Source organism: Paenibacillus sp. FSL R7-0048 (genome assembly GCF_038004505.1).
Lineage (GTDB): Bacteria > Bacillota > Bacilli > Paenibacillales > Paenibacillaceae > Paenibacillus_AQ > Paenibacillus_AQ odorifer.
The window spans coordinates 1,512,597-1,536,969 of sequence record NZ_JBBORF010000001.1; the positions used below are offsets into that span (position 1 = coordinate 1,512,597).

22 protein-coding genes and 1 pseudogene are annotated in these 24,373 nt (G+C 45.8%); 18 read left to right on the forward strand and 5 right to left on the reverse strand.

The annotated features are described in order from the left end of the window. Positions 1-33: 33 nt before the first annotated feature. The 11 genes from NSQ91_RS06620 to NSQ91_RS06670 all read left to right on the forward strand — a co-directional run bounded on the left by NSQ91_RS06620 (position 34) and on the right by NSQ91_RS06670 (position 12,481). Positions 34-933 carry an FAD binding domain-containing protein gene (locus NSQ91_RS06620; RefSeq protein ID WP_340917028.1) on the forward strand — a complete coding sequence of 300 codons (900 nt, stop codon included), beginning with the start codon at positions 34-36 and terminating at the stop codon, positions 931-933. Positions 934-967: 34 nt separating this feature from the next. Next, complete coding sequence (gene pucD, locus NSQ91_RS06625; protein WP_340917031.1) at positions 968-3,262, forward strand: xanthine dehydrogenase subunit D; 2,295 nt, start codon at positions 968-970, stop codon at positions 3,260-3,262. Beyond that, complete coding sequence (locus tag NSQ91_RS06630) at positions 3,249-3,785, forward strand: (2Fe-2S)-binding protein (RefSeq protein WP_081391982.1); 537 nt, start codon at positions 3,249-3,251, stop codon at positions 3,783-3,785. The genes pucD and NSQ91_RS06630 overlap by 14 nt, the downstream gene beginning before the upstream one ends. Positions 3,786-3,789: 4 nt before the next feature. Next, on the forward strand, positions 3,790-4,302 hold the full coding sequence (uraD, locus tag NSQ91_RS06635) for a 2-oxo-4-hydroxy-4-carboxy-5-ureidoimidazoline decarboxylase (protein WP_076125440.1): 513 nt from the start codon (positions 3,790-3,792) through the stop codon (positions 4,300-4,302). Between the two features lie 43 nt (positions 4,303-4,345). After that, positions 4,346-5,296 carry a factor-independent urate hydroxylase gene (pucL, locus tag NSQ91_RS06640; protein WP_076125438.1) on the forward strand — a complete coding sequence of 317 codons (951 nt, stop codon included), beginning with the start codon at positions 4,346-4,348 and terminating at the stop codon, positions 5,294-5,296. Continuing rightward, the gene (gene uraH, locus NSQ91_RS06645; RefSeq protein ID WP_076125436.1) at positions 5,296-5,670 is read left to right on the forward strand and encodes a hydroxyisourate hydrolase; all 375 of its coding nucleotides are present in this window, start codon (positions 5,296-5,298) and stop codon (positions 5,668-5,670) included. The genes pucL and uraH overlap by 1 nt, the downstream gene beginning before the upstream one ends. Positions 5,671-5,703: 33 nt before the next feature. Continuing rightward, entirely contained in the window at positions 5,704-7,098 is a 1,395-nt protein-coding gene (locus NSQ91_RS06650) for an allantoinase (RefSeq protein WP_340917038.1), read from the forward strand. Continuing rightward, a complete protein-coding gene (locus tag NSQ91_RS06655; RefSeq protein ID WP_340917041.1) occupies positions 7,095-8,351 on the forward strand; it encodes a Zn-dependent hydrolase in 1,257 nt (418 codons plus the stop codon). Before NSQ91_RS06650 ends, NSQ91_RS06655 begins: the two co-directional genes overlap by 4 nt. A gap of 34 nt (positions 8,352-8,385) precedes the next feature. After that, positions 8,386-9,618, forward strand: coding sequence for a pyridoxal-phosphate-dependent aminotransferase family protein (locus NSQ91_RS06660; RefSeq protein WP_340917043.1), 1,233 nt, complete (start codon positions 8,386-8,388; stop codon positions 9,616-9,618). A 234-nt stretch (positions 9,619-9,852) separates the two neighbouring features. Continuing rightward, positions 9,853-11,670 (forward strand): adenine deaminase, encoded by a 1,818-nt coding sequence (locus NSQ91_RS06665; protein WP_076125510.1) that lies wholly within the window; start codon positions 9,853-9,855, stop codon positions 11,668-11,670. A gap of 358 nt (positions 11,671-12,028) precedes the next feature. After that, the gene (locus tag NSQ91_RS06670) at positions 12,029-12,481 is read left to right on the forward strand and encodes an IDEAL domain-containing protein (protein WP_076125508.1); all 453 of its coding nucleotides are present in this window, start codon (positions 12,029-12,031) and stop codon (positions 12,479-12,481) included. 93 nt (positions 12,482-12,574) lie between these two features. Here the strand turns inward: NSQ91_RS06670 and hemH are convergent, their stop codons facing one another. Next, positions 12,575-13,588 (reverse strand): ferrochelatase, encoded by a 1,014-nt coding sequence (gene hemH, locus NSQ91_RS06675; protein ID WP_179088751.1) that lies wholly within the window; start codon positions 13,586-13,588, stop codon positions 12,575-12,577. 450 nt (positions 13,589-14,038) lie between these two features. Between hemH and NSQ91_RS06680 the strand changes: the two genes are divergently transcribed. Continuing rightward, on the forward strand, positions 14,039-16,336 hold the full coding sequence (locus NSQ91_RS06680) for an FMN-binding protein (protein ID WP_340917050.1): 2,298 nt from the start codon (positions 14,039-14,041) through the stop codon (positions 16,334-16,336). A 197-nt stretch (positions 16,337-16,533) separates the two neighbouring features. After that, positions 16,534-17,490 (forward strand): 3'-5' exoribonuclease YhaM family protein, encoded by a 957-nt coding sequence (locus tag NSQ91_RS06685; RefSeq protein WP_036680004.1) that lies wholly within the window; start codon positions 16,534-16,536, stop codon positions 17,488-17,490. 70 nt (positions 17,491-17,560) lie between these two features. On the opposite strand, the gene NSQ91_RS06690 is transcribed toward NSQ91_RS06685, so the two are convergent. After that, positions 17,561-18,217 (reverse strand): 3'-5' exonuclease, encoded by a 657-nt coding sequence (locus NSQ91_RS06690; protein ID WP_036680002.1) that lies wholly within the window; start codon positions 18,215-18,217, stop codon positions 17,561-17,563. Positions 18,218-18,328: 111 nt separating this feature from the next. On the opposite strand from NSQ91_RS06690, the pseudogene NSQ91_RS06695 reads away from it, so the two are divergent. From NSQ91_RS06695 to NSQ91_RS06710, 4 genes and pseudogenes are all read left to right on the forward strand, one after another. Next, a pseudogene (locus NSQ91_RS06695) lies at positions 18,329-18,844 on the forward strand (TerD family protein); the annotation flags it as partial. Between the two features lie 111 nt (positions 18,845-18,955). Next, complete coding sequence (locus tag NSQ91_RS06700) at positions 18,956-19,627, forward strand: vWA domain-containing protein (RefSeq protein ID WP_256715766.1); 672 nt, start codon at positions 18,956-18,958, stop codon at positions 19,625-19,627. 184 nt (positions 19,628-19,811) lie between these two features. Then, a complete protein-coding gene (locus tag NSQ91_RS06705) occupies positions 19,812-20,429 on the forward strand; it encodes a DNA-3-methyladenine glycosylase family protein (RefSeq protein ID WP_340917053.1) in 618 nt (205 codons plus the stop codon). 22 nt (positions 20,430-20,451) lie between these two features. After that, positions 20,452-21,162 (forward strand): DNA alkylation repair protein, encoded by a 711-nt coding sequence (locus NSQ91_RS06710; RefSeq protein ID WP_076275372.1) that lies wholly within the window; start codon positions 20,452-20,454, stop codon positions 21,160-21,162. A gap of 28 nt (positions 21,163-21,190) precedes the next feature. On the opposite strand, the gene NSQ91_RS06715 is transcribed toward NSQ91_RS06710, so the two are convergent. Both NSQ91_RS06715 and NSQ91_RS06720 read right to left on the reverse strand, forming a co-directional pair. After that, positions 21,191-21,883: a PspA/IM30 family protein gene (locus NSQ91_RS06715; RefSeq protein WP_076136267.1), complete on the reverse strand. Its 693-nt coding sequence runs from the start codon at positions 21,881-21,883 to the stop codon at positions 21,191-21,193. A 59-nt stretch (positions 21,884-21,942) separates the two neighbouring features. Next, on the reverse strand, positions 21,943-22,161 hold the full coding sequence (locus NSQ91_RS06720; RefSeq protein WP_038569266.1) for a PspC domain-containing protein: 219 nt from the start codon (positions 22,159-22,161) through the stop codon (positions 21,943-21,945). A 286-nt stretch (positions 22,162-22,447) separates the two neighbouring features. On the opposite strand from NSQ91_RS06720, the gene NSQ91_RS06725 reads away from it, so the two are divergent. Further along, entirely contained in the window at positions 22,448-22,861 is a 414-nt protein-coding gene (locus NSQ91_RS06725) for a zinc ribbon domain-containing protein (protein WP_036679993.1), read from the forward strand. A 292-nt stretch (positions 22,862-23,153) separates the two neighbouring features. Here the strand turns inward: NSQ91_RS06725 and NSQ91_RS06730 are convergent, their stop codons facing one another. Beyond that, entirely contained in the window at positions 23,154-24,257 is a 1,104-nt protein-coding gene (locus tag NSQ91_RS06730; protein ID WP_036675894.1) for a GerAB/ArcD/ProY family transporter, read from the reverse strand. Positions 24,258-24,373 lie beyond the last annotated feature (116 nt).

A 24,373-nucleotide genomic window follows, 5' to 3' on the forward strand; every position in this document is an offset into this window, starting at 1 on the left:
GCAATCTGGTACTCAAAAAGGGAGGCGGAGTGTATGGGAGTTATACGGGAAGAGGATGGAAGACTACCTGAAGTAATTCAACCCCACAGCCTGCACGAAGCTTGGGAGAGAAAAACGGCGTTTGGAGACAGTTCCCGATATGTCGCAGGAGGAACATTGCTGAGAACAGGGTGGGAAAATGGAACGGATCATATGCCGAAACAGCTGATTGATCTTCGGCAAATCACAAATCTCGGCGACATTACCTTAACGGAATTTCACTTATCTCTGGGCGCTCTTGTTCCACTCTCCCAGTGCCGCAGTAATGAGCATTTGCAGGCCGTGGCTCCTGCGCTGCAAGAGGCTGCACGTTGCATAGCGGCTCCGTCGGTGCGTAATCTTGCCACGCTCGGGGGCAATATCGCTTCTGGCTTCGGAGATATTCTACCTGCGTTACTGGTCTATGACGCGGAGTTAATCTCCTTTGACGGCAAATTTATGACGGCACTACCTTTGATAGAGTGGCTAAACAATCACTGGAGCGGGGTAAAACCTGCGGCAGATCTTGTGGCTGAGATTCGCATCTCACCTACTCGCTTAGAGAGTCCGTTAACGGATAGGCTAGAAATTTTTCGTAAGGTTGGCCGCAGGGAAGCGTTCACCCCTTCACTTGTAACGGTAGCAATCTCAGCATCAATCGATGAGGAACTCCGTTTCCGTGAGGTGCGTATCGCCGCAGGTGGGGGCTCTGGGCGGCCGCAGCGACTAAGTAGGGCTGAAGTTATGCTTGAAGGTGTGAGGTATACAGAGGAGCTGTTGGCTTCTTTATATGAAGAGGTTGAGAACAGCTTTGAGACGTATAGTGATCCCTTTGCATCAGAACTTTACAAGAAAAAGACTGCTGGGAATTTGGTTGTATCTGAGCTGTGGAAGGCTATGAATATACGGAGTTAAGAGGTGAATAACCCGACGAAAGGAGAGAGGGAAAATGCTGCTGAATAAGGAATCCAGCGGTAGCCGCTGGCGTACACGACCCGATGGAGAGGGCAAGGTATCCGGTAAGCTGCAGTATTTGACCGACATGAGGGCAGAAGGAATGTTGATCGGCCGCGTGCTCCGCAGTGAGCAGGCACATGCTCGTATTTTGTCCATACGCATTGAGAAGGCCGTTGAAGTCCCTGGTGTACACGCTGTAATTACTCATGAGGATGTGCCCGGACTTAACGGCTTTGGCATAGCTTTGCCGCATCAACCGGTATTTTGCAGTGACCGTGTGCGTTACACTGGCGATGCGATTGCGGCAGTCGCGGCAGAGACGGACGAAATTGCGGAATATGCCTTATCTCTTATCGAAGTGGATTATGAGCTTCTACCCTTACTTGAGAATCCGGAAGAGGCGATGAAAAAGGACGCAATTCTGCTGCATGCCGAGGGAAACGTGCTTCATCATACGGAATATCGGAAAGGGGAGCCGGAAGCGGTATTTACGGATTGCTGTCATGTGGTAGAGGAGACTTATTATACACCACGCCAAATGCACACCTATATGGAGACTGAAGGTGGACTGTTTATCCCAGAGGATAACGGACGGCTTACCGTATATTCAGCTACACAACATGGGTTGATGGATCGCCTGCAGCTATCCAGAATTCTGGCTATTCCTCAAGAAGATATTCGCGTCATCTCGAGTCCTATCGGCGGGTCCTTTGGAGGAAAAGACGAGCTGAATGTACAGCCATATGGAGCGCTGCTCGCCTTGCGGACACTCCGTCCGGTAAGACTGCATAATTCGAGAGCTGAATCGGTACGTGCAGGACTAAAACGCCATCCCATGAAAATCACCATGAAAACTGGCTGCGACCCCGAAGGAATCATCAGGGCACATCAGGTCAGAATTATTTCGGATACGGGAGCTTACGCAACACTGGGGGCGGAGGTGCTCAACTTCGCGACAGAACATGTGATGGGCCCCTATATCATCGATCATGTGGATGTGAAGGGTTTTGCTGTATATACCAATAACGGTGTATCTGGTGAATTTCGCGGTTTTGGCGGCAATCAGGCGATTTTTGCTTTGGAGGGACAAATCGATCGGTTGGCTGAGCGATTGCAGATCGATCCGTGGGAAATGCGCCGCCGCAATTTGCGTAAATATGGAGATCTGGGGCCGCTGGGTCAGGAAATTGCTCAGACCGATGGTGCCTTTCAGGTGTGGGAAGCGCTGGCGGGTTCGCCTCTTATGACTGAGGCCGCATCTACAGACAGTGATTCAGGTGTGGTGGAACCTTGGATCGTAACTGGAACGGGTGCTGCTATAGCTATGCATGGTGCAGGACTTGGCTATGGTATTCCCGATCCGGCGGGTGGCAGGCTCTCTTTGACGCTAGAGGGCAAAATTGAGGCGGTGTTTGGTTACGAGGAGTTTGGTCAGGGGTTAATCGCAACAATGGAACAAATGCTGATTGAACAGTTTGGCTTGGCGGCAGAGGATCTAAGCATCGTCATTGGCGATACGGATGTTGTGCCCGATAGCGGATCTAGTACGGCTTCCCGATCAACCAGCATGATGTGGATGGCCTTAAAACGGCTGCGTCCAGACTTCACCGCTCGAGTGCTGCAGGCAGCTGCGATGATAAAGCCAGAGCTGGATAACTATGAAATGAAGCTCGGCCCTGGCGGCATTTGGCTAAAAGACGGCGGTCTGCTTCTGACTTACAAGGACTTGGCACAGCATATTTCAGAACCCATTGTCTGTAATACAAAGTTTACTTATCCAACCACACCCTTTAAAAGAGTGGGGGCACATTTCCTATACACCTATTCTGCAATCGCAGTCCGCGTGGAAGTTAATCTGCTTACTGGACGTGTTCGTGTACTGGATCAATATCATGCGGTAGCGGCGGGACCGGTGGCTAATCCGCAAGGTTATCTTGGACAGATCGAAGGTGGCAGCAGTATGGCGGTCGGTTTCACCTTGTCAGAGGATGCTGTGATGTCTGGCGGCAGCTATGTCACCAAAAATTTAGACACCTATTTGGTGCCGACCATTGCCGATATGAATGGCAGCATTCAGGTGCAGCCGATAGAGGATTTGCCGGATCATGACACGTACGGTCCTCGCGGCATTGGAGAGGTGGGTTCCGTCAATTTAGCTCCGGCAGTCGTGTCGGCCATATTTCAGGCTGTAGGGAAGCGGATAACCAAGCTTCCCATTGATCCCGAATGGCTGCAGTCTACACCGTTTATTCCACAAAAGGTGGTGAACATCCATGTCGAGCCATAATTCAGATGCGAATCTAGATGAAGATAACCTTGCCCCCTTATCGTCTGAGGAAGCTTTTGCAGAAGAAAGGTTCACCTTTAATTGCAATCTCAATGGTAAAGCGATATCCACGGAGCTTCCACCCTCCCGCCGGCTTTTAAAGGTCATTCGTGAAGATTTGGAGCTGACCGGCACAAAACGTTCTTGTGAGATTGGCCGCTGCGGGGCATGTATGGTGCTGGTGGATGGACGTCCAGTGAATTCATGTCTGGTCATGGCCTATCAATGCTCAGGTGCGGAAATTACAACGATTGAGGGTCTTAGTGAAGTAGGCCTGCATCCCGTTCAGCGGGCTTTTTTAGAAGAGGGGGGGTTCCAATGCGGTTATTGCACACCAGGGATGGTTATCTCGGTGGTTGCTCTGCTGGAAGAGAACCCGCATCCTACTCAGGCTGAAGTGGAAGAAGCTTTATCGGGTAACATTTGTCGCTGTACGGGGTACGGTGGCATTTTACGAGCTGTTAACAAAGCTATTGGAGGTTGAGTGGATGGTCGTTTCTGAAGGCAGGTTTACGATGGAAGAGATAAATGCCATGAGTATAACGGATTTTGTGAAGCATCTAGGCGGCATTTTTGAACATTCACCGTGGGTAGCAGAGGAGGCTTATAAGCAGATTCCGTTCCATTCTTTAGAGCATTTGCATAGCACCATGATGCAGACCGTACTGAGTGCTGACCGGAGCCGAATGGAGGGACTATTAAAAGCTCACCCGGATTTGGCGACTAGGCTTCAAGTTACGGCTTTGTCTGCCTCAGAGCAGCAGGGAGCTGGACTGGATCGGTTAACAACGAAAGAGTTCAATCTATTAAATGATCTGAATCGAAAGTATACGGACAAATTTCATTTTCCTTTTATTCTAGCTGTTCGTGGCAAAAACAAAGATGACATTATCAGCGCCATTGGAGTGCGAGTAGAGCGTTCCCCTCAGGAGGAATGGGTTCAAGCCTTTTCTGAAGTCGGTACAATTACGAGATTTCGCCTAAGTGATTTAATTATTTAATTATTTAATTATTCATTCATCATAAACGGGGAGGGTGTCAGCCATGCTGGAACCAATTAACGGACGTACAATGTTTTATGGAAAAAGTGATGTGCTAACTTATCGTACCTATGCTAAACCGCTGGCCGTTACCCCCGTTCCCGAATCTTCCTTCACGGGCTGCGACAACATTATATTCGCACATAATATTACATTCGCAGTCACGGGCGAAGCGTTTCTTCCTTCTTTTTCAGAGGGGGATAATTCCATGGTTGTTGCTACCGATTCTATGAAAAATTTCATCCTGCGCAATACCGCGGACTACACTGGAAGCACAACGGAGGGGCTACTGCAGCTTCTAAGCAGCCGTTTTCTCGATAAATACGATCATGTCACCGCAGTTTCAGTTTCCGCAGACCGGTTACCTTTTGAACAGGTGATGGTGCCCGGGGTTGAGGGGCTTAAACAGAGTCATTTAGTACTGCGTCACTCCAATAATGAATCTTATTCGGCTTCGTTAACTATAAAACGTGGAGAGAATGGGACTGAGGTTATCGCTCATGAATGCCGATTGAAGGATTTACAGCTGATAAAAGTGAGTGGAAGCTCGTTTTATGGATTCGTCCGTGATGAGTATACAACATTGCCGGAGAGCTTTGACCGTCCGCTTTATATTTTTCTGAATATTAACTGGACCTACAGTGATGTTCAGCATGCTCTGGATGGAGATCTAGGCCAATATGTGGCATCGGAGCAGGTTCGCGATATCGCCCATAGCGCTTTTCATGAGCTGAACAGTCCATCAATCCAATCGTTGATTTATCAAATTGGGCTGCGCGTATTGTCCCGTTTTCCACAGCTGGCTACCGTTTCATTTGAGTCCAATAACCGGACTTGGGAAACCATTGTTGAGCCTGAAGAAACTAAAGGTGGAGTCTTCACCGAACCTCGTCCACCCTATGGCTTTCAGGGCTTTTCTGTCAGCCGTGCAGATCTGGCCGGAGAGACAGCGTAATGAGCGGGCGTCTTACCACCCATGTGCTGGATCTGTCGCGGGGGATTCCTGCTACAGGTCTGACGCTTCAGCTCTGGAAGCTTACGGATGGGATGAGCAAGCTTCTGTGTGAAGAAGTCACGAACAGTGACGGGAGGCTGGATGCTCCGCTGCTGGAGGGAAACGAAATGGAGTCTGGATGTTACGAGCTGCTGTTTATGGTTGGCGATTACTACCGTAGAGCGGATGCCAAAGCGTCAGCAGACACTCAACGTGAGATGCCTTTTTTTCTAGAACAGATACCTATTCGCTTTCATATAGAGAGCTCCATGCAACACTACCATGTACCTTTGCTAGTAGCACCTGGTGGATATAGTACGTATCGGGGAAGTTAAGAGAAAGTTGACGACCGGAGGAGGTGGCAGCTCATGAAGGAATCCTATGAACTTGTGATTAAGAACGGGAATGTAGTGCTGCCCGATCAGGTACTCAAGCTGGATATTGCAGTATCAGAGGGTAAGATTGTCGCACTTGGAAAGGAACTTTCGCTTGCGCCGCTAACCAAAGTCATCGACGCAGATGGGTTCTATGTGCTCCCCGGTATGATTGATATGCATGTCCACTTTAATGAACCAACGTTTGGACATTGGGAAGGCTTTCGCAGCGGTTCTGCGGCGTTGGCAGCTGGCGGCTGCACAACCTATGCAGATATGCCGCTTAACGGCAATCCACCTACTGTGAACGAGGCTGGGCTTCGTCAAAAGGTAGATGCTGCGGCTGGAAACTCTGCCGTTGATTATGTGCTGTGGGGTGGGCTCGTTCCCGGCAATCTGGATGATTTAGAAGTTTTGGCAGCCGCTGGCGTCACTGGGTTTAAAGCCTTTCTCTCCAATCCTGGAGGGGAGGGCGAAGGCAGATTCCGTGAAGTGGATGAGGATACACTCTATCAAGGGATGCAGCGAATCGCTTCTCTGGGCGGGATTCTGGCGCTGCATGCAGAAAGTGAGGCTATCACGGCGGTGTTGACCGCAGATGCAGTGCGAAATGGCAGAACCAGCGCAAGTGATTTTGCGGCTTGCCGCCCTGCTGAAGCAGAGCTGGAGGCAGTGTCCAGGGCGCTGCTGTACAGTGAACGTACGGGCTGCCGGTTGCATTTTGTTCATATCAGCACGGCCGCCGCCATTGAGAAAATCTATGAAGCTAAGCTTCGAGGTCTGGACGTTTCGGCCGAAACCTGTCCACATTATCTGGTCCTCACTGAAAATGATATGAAGGCTTTAGGCCCTGTGGCGAAGTGTGCACCTCCGCTGCGAAGTGCGATGGAGCAGGAGAAGTTATGGGAGATGCTAGCCCAAGGCAAAATCGATCTGATTGCTTCGGATCATTCCCCCTGTCCAACGGAATTGAAGGTGAAGCCGGACTTGTCTTTTTTTGCAGCTTGGGGTGGGATCTCGGGTGCGCAGAGCAGTCTGGAGCTTATGTTCCATGAAGGCGTGAATGTGCGGGGTTTGGATGTTACATTAATTTCCAGTCTGCTTGCAGGGCAACCCGCAAAACGTTTTGGAATAGAGCATCGCAAAGGCGCTATAGCTCTAGGTCTAGATGCCGATCTAGTTCTGATGAATCCAAGCACAACCTATACGCTGACTGCGGAGGATTTATTGTATCGCCACAAGCACAGCCCCTACATCGGAAGAACTTTATCCTGCAAGGTAGTTGCTACGATCTGTCGCGGGAATGTGATCTATACCTCTGAAGAAGGAGTGATCAGTGAGGGAGGTGGACAGTGGCTGCGAATTAGGAAGGAGCAGTACAGCCTATGAATGATTGCAGAGTTCAAGCATCGACTCAGAAACTGTTGGAGCTGCTGGAGGAGCTGGCGGCATTCAGCACACCTGGGCCAGGAGTTACTAGACTGCTATATACGGAGGAATGGAGCCGGGCGCAGATTTTTTTGCGGGAAAAAATGGCTGGGTTCGGCTTAGAAGTTTCCATAGACAAGGTTGGCAATGTATATGGACGATTGAGTGGATGCAATCCGCAGCAAAAGGTTATTTTAACCGGATCGCATATCGATACTGTAGTCAATGGCGGAAAATATGATGGTGCCTATGGAATCGCTGCGGCTATGATTGCGCTTCAAGATTTGCAGAGGAACTTTGGCCAGCCGCAGCGGACGCTTGAGGTCGTATCTTTTTGTGAAGAAGAGGGGAGCCGATTTCCGCTTGCTTATTGGGGTTCGGGCCATGTCACGGAAAGGTATGACGGAAGCGAGGCCGAGACCTGTATGGATGCAGAGGGCGTGACGTTAAAAGCAGCAATGGCACAATCCAGCTTCTTACAGGACATAACGGAGGAGAAAGCTTCTAAGCGGACTGGAGTCAGAAATGATATTGGTGCTTTTGTAGAACTGCACATCGAGCAGGGGATTATTCTGGAGAAGACGGACACTCAGATAGGCGTAGTTCAGGGGATTGTTGGCCAGAGACGATATGTGGTCAAGGTCAGTGGTATTGCTAATCATGCGGGCACGACACCGATGTTTATGCGGCAGGATGCACTGGCTAGTGCGGTTGAAATGCTGTACGTGCTTGAAAGTTCTGCTAAAACGGCTGGTGAACCTCTTGTAGCAACCTCGGGTAAGCTTGAGGTGTATCCGAATACGCCAAATGTGATCCCGGGTGAGGTTCTTTTTACACTAGATATCCGCCATAGTGAAGAGGACGAACTGGAACGTTTCTGTCAGAAGCTTCTTGTGGAATGTAATGAAATTGCTGTTAAACGTGGGGTGATTCTTGAGGTTACATCCGTGCTCCACACAGTCCCTGCACCTATGGATACGAAGCTATCTGCAATGCTGGAAAATATCTGCCGCCAAGAGGGGAAGACGTACCGCATGATGGTAAGTGGAGCGGGACATGACGCCCAGCTGTTTGCGCCGCGTTGCCCTACTGCGATGATATTTGTGCCAAGCCGAGCTGGCATCAGCCATTCTCCGGAAGAGTATACTTCCCCTGAGCAGCTCGTTGCTGGGCTTGAGGTTCTGACTGCGATGTTATATGAGTTAGCTTATTAAAAAGAGTTCGCCGAACTTTTAAGGGAGGATCATCATGAAGCGTTACGAAGATTTGTCGCCGTCCCAACGCTGTATTATGACTCCGGGTCCGGTCGAGGTAGATCCGCGTGTACTGCGGGCGATGTCTTTTCCGGTGCTGGGTCAGTTTGATCCAGAGTTCACCTCTATTATGAATGAAACGATGGAAATGCTGCGGGAGTTGTTTGCTACTTCTAATTCATGGGCTTACCCAATTGATGGTACCTCCCGTGCTGGAATTGAAGCCGTGATGGTTAGTTTGATCCTGCCGGGTGAGCGTGTGCTGATTCCGATCTTTGGCCGCTTCGGACATCTATTGCATGAGATTGCTGAAAGATGTGGCGCTGAGGTGTTCGTGTTGGAAAAGCCATGGGGGAGTGTGTTTGAGCCGGATGAAGTGATAGCAGCTATGGAGACTTTTAAGCCACATGTGGTGGCAATGGTTCATGGGGAGACCTCTACAGGACGTGTGCAGCCACTCGCGGAAATTGGTAGAGCTTGCCGCCGGATGGATACTTTATTCATAGTCGATGCAGTTGCAACCATTGGGGGCATTCCTGTCGAGACAGATGCTTGGATGTTGGATGCCGTCGTTGGCGGTACACAGAAATGCCTGTCCGTCCCTTCCGGAATGGCACCGATAACGTATAATGATCGTGCTGAAGCTAAGCTCATGACCCGAAAACGAGTAGAACGCGGGATTAGAACAAGTGATGTCCAGCCAGGTGACTTATCTTTTGTCCGCAGCAATTATTTCGATCTCAGCATGCTTCAGGATTACTGGAGTCCACAACGTCTCAATCATCATACAGAGATGACCTCAATGCTTTATGCACTGCGGGAGGGCTTGCGGCTTATCCTTGAAGAAGGGCTGGATGCCAGATTCGCCAGACATATCCTCCATGAAAAAGCACTTGTAGCTGGATTAACAGCTATGGGTTTAGAACTATACGGGGATCCTTCCTGCAAGCTTACTGTTGTTACCTGTGTGCTGATCCCTGAGGGGATAGATGGGGAAGCTGTCCGTTCGCTGCTGCTGGGGCGGTTCGGAATTGAAATTGCCAGTTCTTTTGGACCGTTAAAGGGAAGGATCTGGCGCATCGGTACGATGGGTTTTAGCTGTCGTGAGAATAACGTGTTGCGGCTGCTTGGAGCGCTGGAAGCCGCATTACAGCGTCATGGATTTAAGGGGCCTTGCGGGTTTGGGGTTCAGGCAGCACTTGACGTATATGAGGCAAAAGTAAGATAATCGTTGGAATAGAGCGGATGGCGGGAGAGTAAAAACAGGGGCATGTCCGGATGGTTCGGACAATCTTTGGGAATAAGTAAACGGCTATCATCTACAGGGATGATTGAGCCGTTTTTTCTTACAAATACAGACCTGCGCAACTATATTATCCTAGGCTTAATAGTTAGGCAATCCTCTATGATTACGGATCTATTCACTACATCAAGACAACACTTGGATACTAACGGGGGAGAGATGAAGATGACAACTTTTACAAGAAAGCCTTTAGCGGATTGTGTACCTGAGCTTGTGGCTACGGCAAGAGGCGATAAACCGGCAACGCTGGTAATTACAGGTGGAAAGCTGGTCAACGTATGCTCTGGTGAAATTCTAGAAGGAATGTCTGTTGGTGTTCAAGGTGGACGAATTGCTTATGTTGGTAAAGATGTGACACATATGATTGGCGAAGGAACGCAAGTTATTGATGCGAACGGCAAGTATATAGCTCCGGGATTGCTCGATGGCCACTGCCATATTGAGAGCACCCAGCTAACCGTTACTGAATTTTCCCGCGCTGTTCTGCCGCTTGGCACAACAGGTGGTTTCTTTGATGCGCATGAGATTGCTAATGTATTCGGGCTGAAGGGTATTCAATTGATGCTGGATGAGATGCGGGGGACGCCGTTAGCTGCTTACATGCAGGTGGCTTCTTGTGTGCCTGCGGCAGGTGCGGAATTCGAGACAACGGGTGCCTCAATTGGTCCTGAAGAAGTTGCCGAAGCTTTTACGTGGGGCAAAGATGTGATTGCTCTGGGCGAAGTGATGAATTTCCCTGGCGTTGTTTACGGCGATGAGAAAATGCTTGGAGAGATTCAAGCTACGCTGCGGGCAGGCAGATTTGTTGACGGTCATTTCACATGGCCTTCCAGCGACTGGAGACTGCCAGTGTATGCTGCGGCAGGGGTGACTGGTGATCATGAGTGTGTGACAGCAGACGATGTGATTGAGCGCGTTCGACTGGGGATGTATGCCAAAATGCGCCGGGGCTCGGCTTGGCATGATGTTGCCAAGACCATCACCGCTCATACAGAGCGTGGACTTGATCCGCGTCGCATGATGCTGGTAACTGATGACCGCAGCTCGGAATCGTTACGGGACGAAGGTCATATGGATTTCGTTGTTCGCCATGCGATTGCTCAAGGCGTGAAGCCAGTAACAGCCTTCCAAATGGCAACTATTAATACGGCAGAGCGTTTTGGGTTGTCTCAGGATATCGGATCTATTACTCCAGGTTCTTTTGCGGATATTATTCTGCTGGACGGGAATTTGGCCGATGTTCGTGTGGTACTTACGATTGCTGCTGGTGTAGTCGTTGCCGAAAACGGTGTGATGACGGCAGAGCTTGCTAAATTCTCATATCCAGAGGAAGTTTTGGCTTCGGTTCATTTGCCGCAGCGTCCTACCGCCGAAGATTTTATTATCGCGGCTCCAATTGAAACAGGTGAACTTACTACAAGAGTTATTAAAGTAAGAGAAAATCATGTGGAGACCATTGAACATATGGTTTCGGTACCTGTAGTAGCAGGGCAGCTGGATGTAAATGCTGTAGAGGGTCTATGTAAAATCGCTGTGCTCGAACGGCATAAAGGAACAGGAAATAAATCAGTGGCTGTTGTGGAAGGCATCGGTTTTAAAGAACCGGCTGCTATCGCAATGACTGTTGCTCATGATAGTCATAATGTACTCGTCATAGGCAATGATAATGAGCTAATGGCCAAAGCTGCAAACGCGGTGGCGGACGCTCAGGGTGGGGTCGCCGTAATTACATCTAGTGGAGAAACGTTATTCCCGTTGGCCATTGCAGGCCTAATGTCTACAGAGCCATTTGAAATTGCTGCTGAGAAATCAGCTGCGATCAGCAAAGCGTTGTATGATGCCGGCTGTACTTTGAATTACGCGTTTATGACTTTATCGCTGCTTGCTTTGGCGGTTATCCCAACGTTACGTATCACAGATAAAGGACTCGTGCGGATTTCACCCGAGGGAATACAGTTAGTGCCATTGTTTGTTTAAGTAAATTAACTGAAGTATAATCCTAATGCAAAAAACTGTTCTGAGGTCGTAATGACCCTTCAGAACAGTTTTTTTTGTTTAAATATAAGAAAGCAAAAGCTTCACATGATGCGTAATCTTTATACATCTTATTGTAATGAACAATAATATTAAACAGATTTTTAGAGAATGAAACATTTTTCTGAGCGAAATCCTAAAAAAATATAAATAAAGCATAGTCAGGTGACGATAATAATGTTAAATTAGATAAAATTAAAGTGAATTAATGGAGTTAATTTTACATTAATGGCATATAAAGAATTATAGATAATGGCAGGTTTCGAATAACCCAACTAAGAGGGACGAGGTGCATGGAGAGATGATCAGACTAGAAACGCAAGATATTTTGAATATTAGCATGAAGCAAATTGCTACTATTTTTAAGATGAAGCCGCTTGAACTGAGATTTGTCACCGATTTTCAGGGTGAGAAATATCTCTTAACTAATGATAAGTTACACCTCAACAACCAGCAATATTGGGCAAAGGTTATGGAATGTGTCTTTGATGATCATGTTAGACCTGTGTTAATGTGTGAGGTATTATATTTCCTTCGTAATGAATTTCTGGAAAGTGACATTAAGTTATGTTTTTCTTATGATTACGCAGAGGATGGGAATGGCGCAGCTACAGCTACGGCTGAAGTATCCTTTAATGACTCAGCAGATTTACAGCCGAGTGAGATTGCCGAGCTGATTGATTTTGCGTTGACCTTGCAGGACAAGCAGTGGTTCCATGAACTGACTACGAAATATAAGCAGCTTACAGCATAAGTATCCTTTCGATTCTTCATGCTTAACAATTGATATAGATAACCGTCTTGTCTGCAACAGAAATGATCTGTGGACAAGACGGTTTTTTTTGATTTACCATCCTTGGGCGTTTTTTTCTACATGTTCAGCCAAAAAATCAAGCCAATCCTCATGGTCATTCAAACAGGGGATTGCCATAAATTCCTCTGCTTGTCCTCCACCAGCCTCGAATTGTTCTCGTCCTTCTATGGCTAGCTCATGCAGCGTTTCCAGACAATCGGTCACAAGACCCGGTGAAAAAATCAGAGGCTTACGTATTCCTCGTCCGGCAAGCTCTCCCAGAACATCCGCAGTAGAGGGTCCTACCCATTCTTCTCGTCCGAAACGTGATTGAAAACTAAGCTGCCAGCGTTCGGGCTCCCAATTCATAGCAGAAGCAAGAAGATGCGCGGTTTCCATGCATTGCTGCGGGTAGGGATCGCCGGTATCCGCATACCGTTTGGGAATCCCATGGAAGGTCAGTACAAAATAATCAGGTTCTTTGCCCAGAATCTCCATTTGACGCAGTAGGTGTGACTTCAAGGCTGAAATATAACCGGGCTCATTATAGTAGGCATCAATAAATCTTAGAGCCGGAATCAGACGTTTAGTTACAGGTCCAGTGGAGCTTTGGCGACCTAAGGCTGCAAAGCTGGCCTGATCGAATACGGACGCGGTAGTCGTGGACGAATATTGCGGAAACAGCGGCACAATGATAATTCGGGTAACTCCGGCGGTGTCGAATTTCGCCATCGCTTGCTCCATGCTGGGTTCGCTATAAGCCAATCCAAGCTCTACCTGATACCGTGGACCCAGCAGTTCTTGTAATCCAGATTGCTGAGCTAAAGAGTGAAAGAGCAATGGTGATCCTTCGGTTGTCCATATTTGACTGTACAGCTCAGCGGACCGGTGTGGACGTGAACGCAGAATGACACCTCGCAGCAAAGGCTGCCACAGCAGAGGAGAATAATCTATGATTCGGCGATCTGATAAAAAACGTTTCAGATAAGGCCGTACAGCTTTTGCAGTTGGTGCAGTAGGGGTGCCGATTTGGGCGAGTATAACTCCAATAGGTGGCTGTTTGCTCAAAGCACAGAACTCCTTTCCCATATAAGAGATCGTTCTAAAATAGCATAGCTAGCCTTGAATGCACAGTTATTGAGATCACTTTGCGCGTATAAATTAAATTTAATCGCAAATAGTGATGTTTCTTATAGGGTGTGTGATTTTCGATACAGAAGAACCGCAGAAAGGTCTGGTAGTATCAAACCAGAAATTGATGGAAAACGGGTGTAAGTGTTTTTATAGTAACTTATGTGAATTATTTCACCTTTTATACAGCTTTGTGTTAAAAGGAAGAAATGAAATAGATTCAAGCTATTTTTTATTGAAAATCGAGCGTGTAAAGGCATGAGAGGGGGGATGAGTTCTTATGAAGAGAGAAGTTATGCTTCATAAGAAGAGAAGGGGCATCGTACGAAAAAGGTTTGGTTAACAAAAAGCTACATATCACTGGGGTTTGGTAAAGGAGAATTTTCATTGAAAAAACTAATTTCTTTAACGGTTAGCGCGGCTATATTGTTAGCGCCGTTTGCTTACACACTTAATGTGCCTGCTGTAAACTTGAAGGTGGATGCAGTATCGGCAGCCTCCGAAGAAGCGGATGCACCGGCAGCAAAACCAACAGCAAAACCCACGGCAAAACCAGCAGCAACACCAAAAGCAACGGCAAAACCAGTAGCAACACCAAAGCCAACGGCAAAACCAACAGCAACGCCAAAGCCAACGGCAAAACCAACAGCAACACCAAAGGCAACAGCCAAACCAGCAGCAACCCCAAAAGCTACAGCAGCACCAGTAGCAACCCCAAAAGCAACCGCTGTACCAGCAGAGGCAGTAGTACCAGCGGAAACTGTTAAGCCTGTGGCTACAGCAAAGCCTGTTACAGTTAATGAAAACGTATACCAAGATGGAGTTTACGTAGCTTATGGCGATGCATACTCCAAAGGCACGGAAGGTGCCAAGATCGAAATTAAAGATGGCAAAATTACTAGCATTGAGCTTTTGAGAACCAGTCCTAAGCTGATTGATAGAGATGCTCGTAACAATTATAGTGCTTTATGGCAAGCTTATGGATTGATGAAGGATAGATTGCTTGGCAAAACAAGAGATGGAGCAGCGGCAGTTGATGCTGTTTCGGGAGCTACCCGCTCCAGTAATGGCTGGAAATTGTCTGTAGATAGAGCGTTTGAAAGAGCTCTGACAGTGAAAGATACAAATGCCGTTTACTTTGATGGAGTTCATATGGGCGTAGATCCTACAGGTAAATATTCTGTATTCGCGACCTACGAATCCAACAAGCTTACAGATGTTAAAGTGTATCCTATGAACAGCGCTGGTGATTTCATTGAGGAGAAAGCTTACACAGCTGAGCAAGCGGCAGCGGTTGCAGCTATAGCTCCAGCCTTGCTGGCCAAAGGAACAGAGGCACAGCCTGTTGCAGGTCTTGAAGCCGACTTTATAGCAGCGATTAACGCTTTCTGGGATGCTGAGCAGAATGCAATAATCAACAATACATCTGCTTATGTAGACGGATTCTATTCCTCTTATGGTACGGCAAGAAGTGTTGGCGTTGAAAGAGCCGACATCGTGATTCGCAACGGTAAGTTGGTTGATGTGAAGCTGTTTAGACTTGGCAACAACCTGATTGACAGAGGCGCAACAGCTTATGCGGAAGTAGTAAAAGCAAATGCTCCTATGACAGCTAAGCTGCTAGCGAATGGTTCATATATCGCTAACTATGATGAAAAGGTTGACGGAATTTCCGGAGCTACGGAAAGCAGTCACAGCTGGAACCAAGCTGTAGAAAGAGCATTTGAGAAAGCGCTGAAGGTTCCTGCTGAAGGTCAATATTTTGACGGCAAATTTGCCGGAGTAGATAACCAATCTAAAGTACTGCTGCTAGTTGATGTAGATGCAGATGCGGTAACAGGTATTAAAGTAAGTCTGTTTGGAGCTGACGGCAAGCTGATTGCTGACGATAAACTGAGTGCAGAACAAAAAGGATGGGTAGCTACACTCACATCCGGGCTGTTAGAAAAAGGTGTGCAAATGGCCGATATTACAGGCCAAGAAGCATTGTCGGCAGCAGCTAAAGCAGCACTGACAGATGCTTTGACCAATGCATCCAAAGTCCAAGGAACCTATAAAGACGGAACCTTTACTGCATTTGGTGATGCTTATGATAAAGGAACGAACAGAGCGGACGTTACCCTGCGTAACGGCAAAATCGTAAATGTAGCCTTGTACCGTGTAGGAATGAACCTTATAGATAGAGGGAACGCTGCTTATCCTGAGGTGGTAAAAGCAATTCCTCAGTTGACGGCTAGCTTCCTCGCAGCAGGGACTAGAGAAGGTGTGCAGGAAGTAGATGCTGTGTCTGGTGCAACTAGCAGCAGCGTGGCTTTGAAGACTGCGGTGGATAGAGCATACGGAAAAGCTGAGATTGTAGAAGCTAATAAAGCGGCTTATTTCGATGGAATCTTCATTGGTGTAAGTGCCGATAAGCTTGTAAATGTTATGGTGAATGTAGAGTACGGTGTTCCTGTCAAAATGCTTGTTTATTATTTGGATAAAAACGGAAGTGTAAGAACAATCAATCAGTTAACGGACGCGGAGCTGGCAGTGAAAGGTGAAATCGAGTCGACATCGACCGGATACAGCCTGCACAAATATGGTTACCGTCCAGCAGCCTTCGGAAAAAATGATGCAGAGAAAGAAATATCCGCTAAAGCGGTAGAAGCTATTAAATCAGCGCTTGAATCGGCTGGTAAATAATTATCGTTTTATAATAAAAGGAGGATATTCCAGTGCCAGAATATGGCCGGGGAGTAGCCTCCTTTTTCAAATATTCTTGGCTTGTACATAAATATGAAAATAGATCGTATAGTGATTTAAAGGGATTTTGGAGGTGAGTGTCTAAAGTTTAATATAGAGAGCAGGCCAAAAGCCTGTTATTAATAGGAGGCTCCAACATGACACAAATTAAACAGCTCGCTCCACAAGATGAATTTGTTGGCTTTTATCTTTTAAGAGAGCTGGCAATTAAACAAACGAACGGCACTCCTCCAAAAGATTATTTCGACATCGTTCTGGGGGATTCCACTGGACAATTATCTGCGAAATATTGGGATGCCAGCACAACCGATAAAGAAACTTTTTTTCCTATGGCGCTTGTGAAGGTACGCGGGATTGCTCATACTTATCGTGAGAAATTACAAATAAAAATTACTAAAATCAGGTTGGTTAACGATGAGGATGGTGTTGCACTTACGGATTTCATCCGTTCTGCCCCAATTCGTCCAGTAGACCTTATTCATACGATTAAAGGGGTTATGGCAAGTATTTCAGATCCGGAAATTGCTTCGATTGTCTCTTTTTGTGTGGGTAAAGTGGAAGAGAAATTGATGCATTATCCGGCAGCCAAAACACATCATCATGCTTATTTTGCCGGACTTGCTTATCATATGGTGCGTATGCTGGAGATTGGTGATTTTCTGTGCAAGCAGCGTCCGTTCTTGAATCCAGATCTAATGAAGGCAGGAATCATTCTGCATGATATCGCGAAGCCGGAGGAGATGGTCTCCCAGCTTGGGATTGTCTCGGAATACAGCGTTCAGGGCAAGTTGATTGGCCATATCTCGATGGCGTCTAACTGGATCACGGAAGCGGCTATCCGTTTAGATATTGATTTGAATTCGGAAAAGGTTATGGCGTTACAGCATCTCGTATTGTCACATCATAATTTGGGCGAATGGGGTAGTCCTGTTCAGCCACAGACAGCTGAGGCAGTCGCTCTGCATCATATCGATGCGATGGATGCGAAGCTGCAAATGGTGGAGGATGCTTTGGACACCACACCGGAGACCGAGGAATGGACACCGTTCATCAGAGGTCTAGAGAATAAGGCTGTGTATCGTTTGAAGATTTAAGAGATACCCTGTAAAACCAAACCCCCAATCAGCAGAAAGGAGCTGGTTGGGGTTTTTTGATGTTCTTTGGTTATTTGGACAAAGTGGCGCGGCTGCTATAAATGGAGGGTTTATGTTTAGTGCCTTGTTTCTTAGCAGGCTTTTTCGCGCGAGTGGAAAATGGGGTATACCCGCCGGCAAACATCGTTCCGCTAGTATATCCTTGACTGGCAGAGAGCAATAGAGGATCATAGTGCTCCTCCTGCTCCATAAGTTTTACTAGAATTGCAGCGGCTGCGCGTGCGTCATCCAAGGCATCATGGTGCTTTAGCGTAATGCCGAAAAAATCGGAGACTACATTAAGTTTATGGGAGGGCAGGTCGGGCAGCATTTTTTTGCCTAATAAATAGGTACATAAGTATTGAAAGCTTGGGTAGCTCAGGGACATTCCATCGAGACAATAACGCAGGACACTCATATCAAAAGCAGCATTATGCGCCACGACGATTTGTCCGTGTAGTAACGGTTCAACGGTGGGCCACAGTTCTTGAAAAGTAGGTTGCCCGATTACCATTGATGGCGTGATGCCGTGTATCGAAATGTTCATGCCATCAAACCGCTGCTGCGGGTCAATTAGCCAAGAATGTTCTGCGGTTATATTTCCAGCTTTAACTTCCACAAGTCCCAAGGCACATGCACTGGATCGACTGGAGTTCGCGGTCTCAAAGTCAATTGCTATAAAGTCCATTCGTAAAGCTCCTTATCTATCATATATACGTTTCATATTAAAGTAGTAAAATGATAAATACAATCTAGTGAATCACAATGAGCTGTTCAGTAAAAATAAGGAGATGATAGAGTGCGGCTTATAAAGGGGCAAAAGGTGGATATTACGAAAGGGAGAAACGTGAACAAGCTTTTGCTGAAATTTGGGTGGATGACTGCTGATACTAGAATTGGCATAGACTCTGCTGCTTTTTTACTGTCAGAGCAGAACCGTTGCGAACGCGATGAGAACTTTATCTTTTATGGTAATCCGTTGTCTATAGACGAAGCTGTAACTCATTCTGTCTTACAACTAGGGGATAAAGAAGCTATCGCCATTACACTTTCTCGACTTCCTAAGGATATTACTAGAATAGCTTTAACTTTAACGATCTATGAAGGAGAAAAATTAGGACACTCTATGAAGCAAGTAACCTCTCCTTATCTACGCTTAGTGGATGCTGCTAGCGGCGAGGAAATATTCGTTTTCGAGTATGGCTCTGACCTGTCGACGGAGACAGCTATTGTGGTTGGAGAGGTATATCGCTATGGTCCAGAGTGGAAATTCAGTGCGATTGGTAGTGGCTTTGAGGGAGGATTGGCTGCGTTATGTACAAACTATGGGCTCGTTATTGAAGAAGACGAAGGGAACCCTGAGGTAGCGGCCACAGCTGAGTTAACCCTGCCTTTAGAGACGATCCGTTATGAAGAGAAGAATGTACTGTCCTCTATTGATTTACGTAAAAAAATTGTTCAGATTACCTTAGAAAAAAAGAATCTGACAGGAGTCATTGCAAGGGTAGGCGTTGTCCTGGATATTACAGGATCTATGAGAAATCTCTATAATAATGGAACCGTTCAAGAAGTAGTTGAGCGTATATTAGCCGTTGCCTGCAAATTTGATGATAACCAATCGTTAGATGTGTGGGTGTACGATACGGAGTTTAGCCGGCTGCCACCTGTGACAGAGCAGGATTTAGGAAGATATGTGTTTACACATATTTTAAATAATCGTACCATTCATAAGTTTGGCCGCAATAATGAACCGCCAGTAATGGAGGATATCATTAAAAAATATACGGAGGAAGAACCCGATTCTACACCGGTATTTATCATATTTATTAACGATGGTGGTGTAGTGAAATCCACTAAAAATGTGATTATGGCTGCTTCGGTCCAACCGATTTTCTGGCAGTTTGTCGGAATCGGTAACTCGGATTTTGAAGTATTGAAGCAACTTGATACGATGAAGGGCCGTTTGGTGGATAACGCCAATTTTATTCATCTGGACCACATTGAAAAGGTGACTGATGAAGATCTGTATGATCAGCTGCTGAATGAATTCCCCTTGTGGCTAAGCGCAGCGAAAGAAAAAAGAATCCTGCGAGCATAAAAATACATTACTGAGAATGAATAAGCCTGTGCGCTACAATAGGCCATAACCACCTATCTTAGGAGGTCTTATGGCTTTTTTTAGTTTCGCTATCTTGCTATTCTATTCAACAATCCGTACACTGCCAAATAGGTATTGTATATTAGGATTAGGATCATCACTATCAGATACGGGAGGAAACACTTTGAGCAGCGTAATTACTAAGTTTTTTGATTATGGGCAAGAAGACATAGATTATCTCCGAAGTGTGGATCCAGTACTTGGTGCAGCTATGGCACGGATGGGCAGAGTGGAACGTGTAATTATACCGGATCTTTTTACTGCGCTTATCTATGCTATAGTAGGACAGCTTATTTCAGTAAAAGCGGTTCGGACCATTTGGAACAGAATGTTGGCTCATTTCGGAGACATCACTCCGCAACAGTTAGCCTTACATACGGCGGATGAGATTCAAAGCTGTGGGATGACGATGAAAAAAGCACTATGTATCCATGAGATTTCCAATTTGGTCGCTCAGGGTGATTTTAAGCTGGAGGAATTGCCTGGGTTATCAGATCAAGAGGTTATACAAAAACTTATGACGTTAAAGGGCATTGGCAAGTGGACGGCAGAAATGATGTTAATCCATTCTATGGAACGACGGGATGTGGTCAGCTGGGGAGATATTGCGATTCGTCGGGGGATGATGAAGCTGTATGGACTTGATAAGCTTACCAAAGATCAATTTGAACAATACCGGCTAAACTATTCTCCTTTGGGTTCTGTGGCTTCTATATATTTATGGGAAATTTCATTTGAATAATGGACGGGTAAGGAGTACTACTATGGAAAAAACAATAAGAGAACAGCTATTGAATTTGGTAGATGTGGACTACCAAAAGTTTTCTGCGGCCTTAATTCCGACGATAGATAATGTTATAGGCGTCAGGCTACCGGAACTGCGCAAGCTTGCCAAAATCATTGCAAAGGGTGATTGGAGAGCCTATTTGGAGCATGCCGAGACAGATTATTTTGAAGAAGTGATGCTGCAAGGTATGGTGCTTGGCTACGTGAAGACAGATCTTGAAGAAATCCTACGTTATATCGCTGACTTTATTCCCAGAATCGATAACTGGTCGGTATGCGATAGCTTTTGCACAGGCCTGAAGTTTACCGTAAAGAATAAAGAACGGGTATGGGAGTTTATAATGCCGTACTTATCATCAGATAAAGAATATGAGATCCGATTTGCTGTGGTAATGCTGCTTAATTTCTTTATTGAAGAAACGTATATCAGCCGGATTTTACCATTGCTCGATAAGGTCAGTCATGAAGGCTATTATGTAAAAATGGCGGTTTCTTGGGCGCTTTCGATTTGTTATGTGAAATTGCCAGAGCCTACGATGAGTTATTTGAGAAACAACAGCTTAGATGATTTCACTTACAACAAGGCTTTGCAGAAAATCACGGAGTCTTATCGCGTGGATCCGGAAACGAAAAAATGGATTCGCGGGATGAAAAGAAGTAAAAAACAAACCCCTTATTCAGCACAATAGCTGAGTAATAAGGGGTTTATTGTCCTATTTATTTTTTCTCAGTGTTTACTTCAGTGTTAGTTTTACGGTTGCGGATTCGCTCGATTTCGATGTCAACAGCGCTACGCAGGTTAGGATCGATGGAAGGACTTATTCCTGTACCTGTATTGAATTTATTTTTGGAGTTTTCCGCCAATGCTTCCCACTCGAAAATCTTCTCTTCCATACGTTCGAAGCCTTGCGAAGCTGATCCTACATTTAGTCCTTTCGTAGAACTACGTGGAGCTGAGTGGAGTGTTTCTGTGGCTTGTTGAGCGCGAGCGATAAGCTCAGTTCTTTTCGCTTTGAGATGTTCACGCTCTTCTTTAGCTCTAGCGATATTGATCTCAAGCTCTGCCAGGGATTGCTTAGTTTGTACTTGGCTATTTATGGACTCTTCCAGCTGTTCCACGTACCGTAACTTGGCTATGAGTGCCAGGCGAGCTCTTTCTTCATTTCCTTGCTCAACTGCTTGAACGGCTTCGGCTTCACTTTGCTCTACTAACTGAGTATATTCTTGCTTGCGGCGTTCCAACACACTTGCTGTAACTTGCAGATCACGCTCATTACGTTCCGCCTTAGCAATATCATTTTCAAGATCACGTAAATACTGACCTGTCAGCAATACCGGGTTTTCTAATTTATTTAGACCTTCGTGTAGGGCTGCTTTAGTAATTGTGGAAATTCTTTTTAATAGACTCATATTCTATCTCTCCTTTTTTATGGCTATATTAGGGCTGGCTTGTATTAAACGACGATTAATTAATAGAAATCATGTCCATCTGAAAAGCTGTTAAAAGGTTCTTTAGGAACGATGATACTAGCGATGACGTAGAAGATAAGTACAGTTCCGAAGCTGAACAATGCTGCGGCAACAGCAACAAGACGGATTACTGTAGCATCAATACCAGACCAACGAGCAAGACCTCCGCACAAACCACTTATCTTCTGATCACTTTGGGAACGATATAATTTTTTCATTTATTGTTTTCTTCCTCTCGTATGGGTGTGATTGTTATTGAATCCTGCAACCCGTTTGCTTATGTACTCATTCTAATGTCTTTTTGCATGCGAAAAAACGGCCTGGAGGCGGTTTTGTATACCAGACCTGAGTCGAGGTTCGTTCCCGCAGGAAGGCGGGGAAAGGGTTAGTAAATCGGTTATAGGCTACAAACCATGGACGAAGTTAGGTACAATAAAGAAAGGAATACTTCTGGCGGTGTCGAAATATGCTTATATATGACTACTACGGAATTGGGGGCTGAATATGAGTTTTTTTAACAAAGTAAAAGCAGGGGTAAGCGAGGCTGGGAATAAAGCAAAAACAGTGGTGGAGATTAACCGGTTGAAGCTGCAAAATAACGGTAAGCAAAATGATATTGACCAGCAGTATCAGGTCATGGGCAAACTGTTATTTGAAGCCGTAACTCAAGGTGCAGGACCACTGCCAAGTGAGCAAATCGAGACTAATATTAATCGTATTCTCGAATTGAAGGCGGAGATTGAGACGAACCTTCAGCAAATTGCTGAGTTGTCCGATGTAAAGCATTGTAAAGCATGCGGTGGGAATGTTGCGATCGAGGCTCGCTTTTGTCCGGCCTGCGGATCCACTTTTGAAGTGGCAAAAGAACCTGTCAGTGATGTAACTCCATCGTCGATTTCTTTGGATAAGAAGGAATAGAGTTACTTCATACAAGAAACTTATGAACAAAGAGGCTGTCTTAAAAGTAGTGAATACTACTTATGAGGCAGCTTCTTTTTTAGTAAAAAGGCTATAAGCGGATTCTTGCTTTAGCCAATAGACTATGGGCTACGCACACAAAGTATTCTATGCCATTAGGTTGGGCGGCGGAATATTCACTTTGTGAATTTCAGGGAAAAATTCCCAAATTATTTTAGTGGATCGTAATTAGATCATTAAGTGGGATTCGTATCTACAATCTTAATTTCACTTATTCACAATCTAGTGTCGTTTAAACCTTAGAAGCGTGGCGTTTCTTAAATTTATACACAACTAGCAACATAAGCGGCAGAACAAATGCACAGGTGAAATCCCAATCTACCCAGTAGGCGGGGATCTCCTTCACATAGAAAATGATGTCTTTGGCAATCAGCTGTGACATCCCGAATAACAAAAATCCAGTGGGGATGATCAGAGGACGGTGGCTTTTGAGTTTAAATAATTGGGCTGTACCTAAGGTTAAAGCATAGTAATAAACTGCAGTTTTGAAGTATGTGCTGATAATCCATGCTGTAGCCATAAGCGCTTCAATACGTTGCAGAGAATTAGCAATATTAATTTTTTGAGCAAGAATATAAGCGGCATAAAATTGATGTTCAGAAGCGTAAACACCTAGAACGGTAAGGGAAAACAATAAGATGAGGTTAAGGCCCAGAGCTCCGATGATCAAGGCTATGAAAATATCCCGGCTTGTTTTACTATTTTTCTGAGCATAAGGATATATCATTAGAAACACGCATAATTCGCCAAAAGGATAAAAAACACCATACATCAAAGTATGAAGCATGTCCGGTACTGGTGTGTTCAAGATGGGGTATAAACGTTCCATTTTGACATCGGGGGTCAGCAGGAGCAGCAGACCGATTAAAAAAACTGCAAATAAAGGGAAAAAAAGCTGAGCTGCCCGGCCCAAGGTTTCTAGGCCAAGTCGTACCCCATATACCAGCAGGAAAATGGCCATGAAACGAATAACCCCCCCGGGTGTTTTCTCGTAAATCTGTGTACACATGAAATCTTCAATTTCTCTTATGTAGGTGGAGGCAGCAATCAGGAAGAACCCTAAATAGAATAAGGCCACAGCAGTTCCGACCCATTTTCCTAAAATTTGTAGGCTAAGCTCGATAATATTCTTGTTGGGTTCAAGGTCTGCTAAGCAGAGTAACAGTTTTATGGTCACTAGACCCAAGGGAATGCTAATCAAAGCAGCAATCCATGCATCTTGCTTCGCTCCTGATATCATTAACGCCGGATACACAAGCGCCATATCCCCAATAAATGTGAATAGCCCGAGTATAATCATTTGATTGGTACTAATTCGATCTTTCTCCAAACTCATATACCCCCTCAAATTTATTGGACTAGTTTTAGTATGGTTGTAGTTACCAGAATTATGCCATCCCGATTTTTTAATCCGAAGGAATAATTATCATAATTAACATCAAACTATACTCA

Coding starts and splice junctions, on each gene's coding strand:
- NSQ91_RS06620 (WP_340917028.1), top strand. CDS start 34: ATGGGAGTTATACGGGAAGAGGATGGAAGACTACCTGAAGTAATTCAA.
- pucD (WP_340917031.1), top strand. CDS start 968: ATGCTGCTGAATAAGGAATCCAGCGGTAGCCGCTGGCGTACACGACCC.
- NSQ91_RS06630 (WP_081391982.1), top strand. CDS start 3,249: ATGTCGAGCCATAATTCAGATGCGAATCTAGATGAAGATAACCTTGCC.
- uraD (WP_076125440.1), top strand. CDS start 3,790: ATGGTCGTTTCTGAAGGCAGGTTTACGATGGAAGAGATAAATGCCATG.
- pucL (WP_076125438.1), top strand. CDS start 4,346: ATGCTGGAACCAATTAACGGACGTACAATGTTTTATGGAAAAAGTGAT.
- uraH (WP_076125436.1), top strand. CDS start 5,296: ATGAGCGGGCGTCTTACCACCCATGTGCTGGATCTGTCGCGGGGGATT.
- NSQ91_RS06650 (WP_340917038.1), top strand. CDS start 5,704: ATGAAGGAATCCTATGAACTTGTGATTAAGAACGGGAATGTAGTGCTG.
- NSQ91_RS06655 (WP_340917041.1), top strand. CDS start 7,095: ATGAATGATTGCAGAGTTCAAGCATCGACTCAGAAACTGTTGGAGCTG.
- NSQ91_RS06660 (WP_340917043.1), top strand. CDS start 8,386: ATGAAGCGTTACGAAGATTTGTCGCCGTCCCAACGCTGTATTATGACT.
- NSQ91_RS06665 (WP_076125510.1), top strand. CDS start 9,853: ATGAAGATGACAACTTTTACAAGAAAGCCTTTAGCGGATTGTGTACCT.
- NSQ91_RS06670 (WP_076125508.1), top strand. CDS start 12,029: ATGATCAGACTAGAAACGCAAGATATTTTGAATATTAGCATGAAGCAA.
- NSQ91_RS06685 (WP_036680004.1), top strand. CDS start 16,534: ATGACACAAATTAAACAGCTCGCTCCACAAGATGAATTTGTTGGCTTT.
- NSQ91_RS06690 (WP_036680002.1), bottom strand. CDS start 18,217: ATGGACTTTATAGCAATTGACTTTGAGACCGCGAACTCCAGTCGATCC.
- NSQ91_RS06710 (WP_076275372.1), top strand. CDS start 20,452: ATGGAAAAAACAATAAGAGAACAGCTATTGAATTTGGTAGATGTGGAC.
- NSQ91_RS06715 (WP_076136267.1), bottom strand. CDS start 21,883: ATGAGTCTATTAAAAAGAATTTCCACAATTACTAAAGCAGCCCTACAC.
- NSQ91_RS06720 (WP_038569266.1), bottom strand. CDS start 22,161: ATGAAAAAATTATATCGTTCCCAAAGTGATCAGAAGATAAGTGGTTTG.
- NSQ91_RS06725 (WP_036679993.1), top strand. CDS start 22,448: ATGAGTTTTTTTAACAAAGTAAAAGCAGGGGTAAGCGAGGCTGGGAAT.
- NSQ91_RS06730 (WP_036675894.1), bottom strand. CDS start 24,257: ATGAGTTTGGAGAAAGATCGAATTAGTACCAATCAAATGATTATACTC.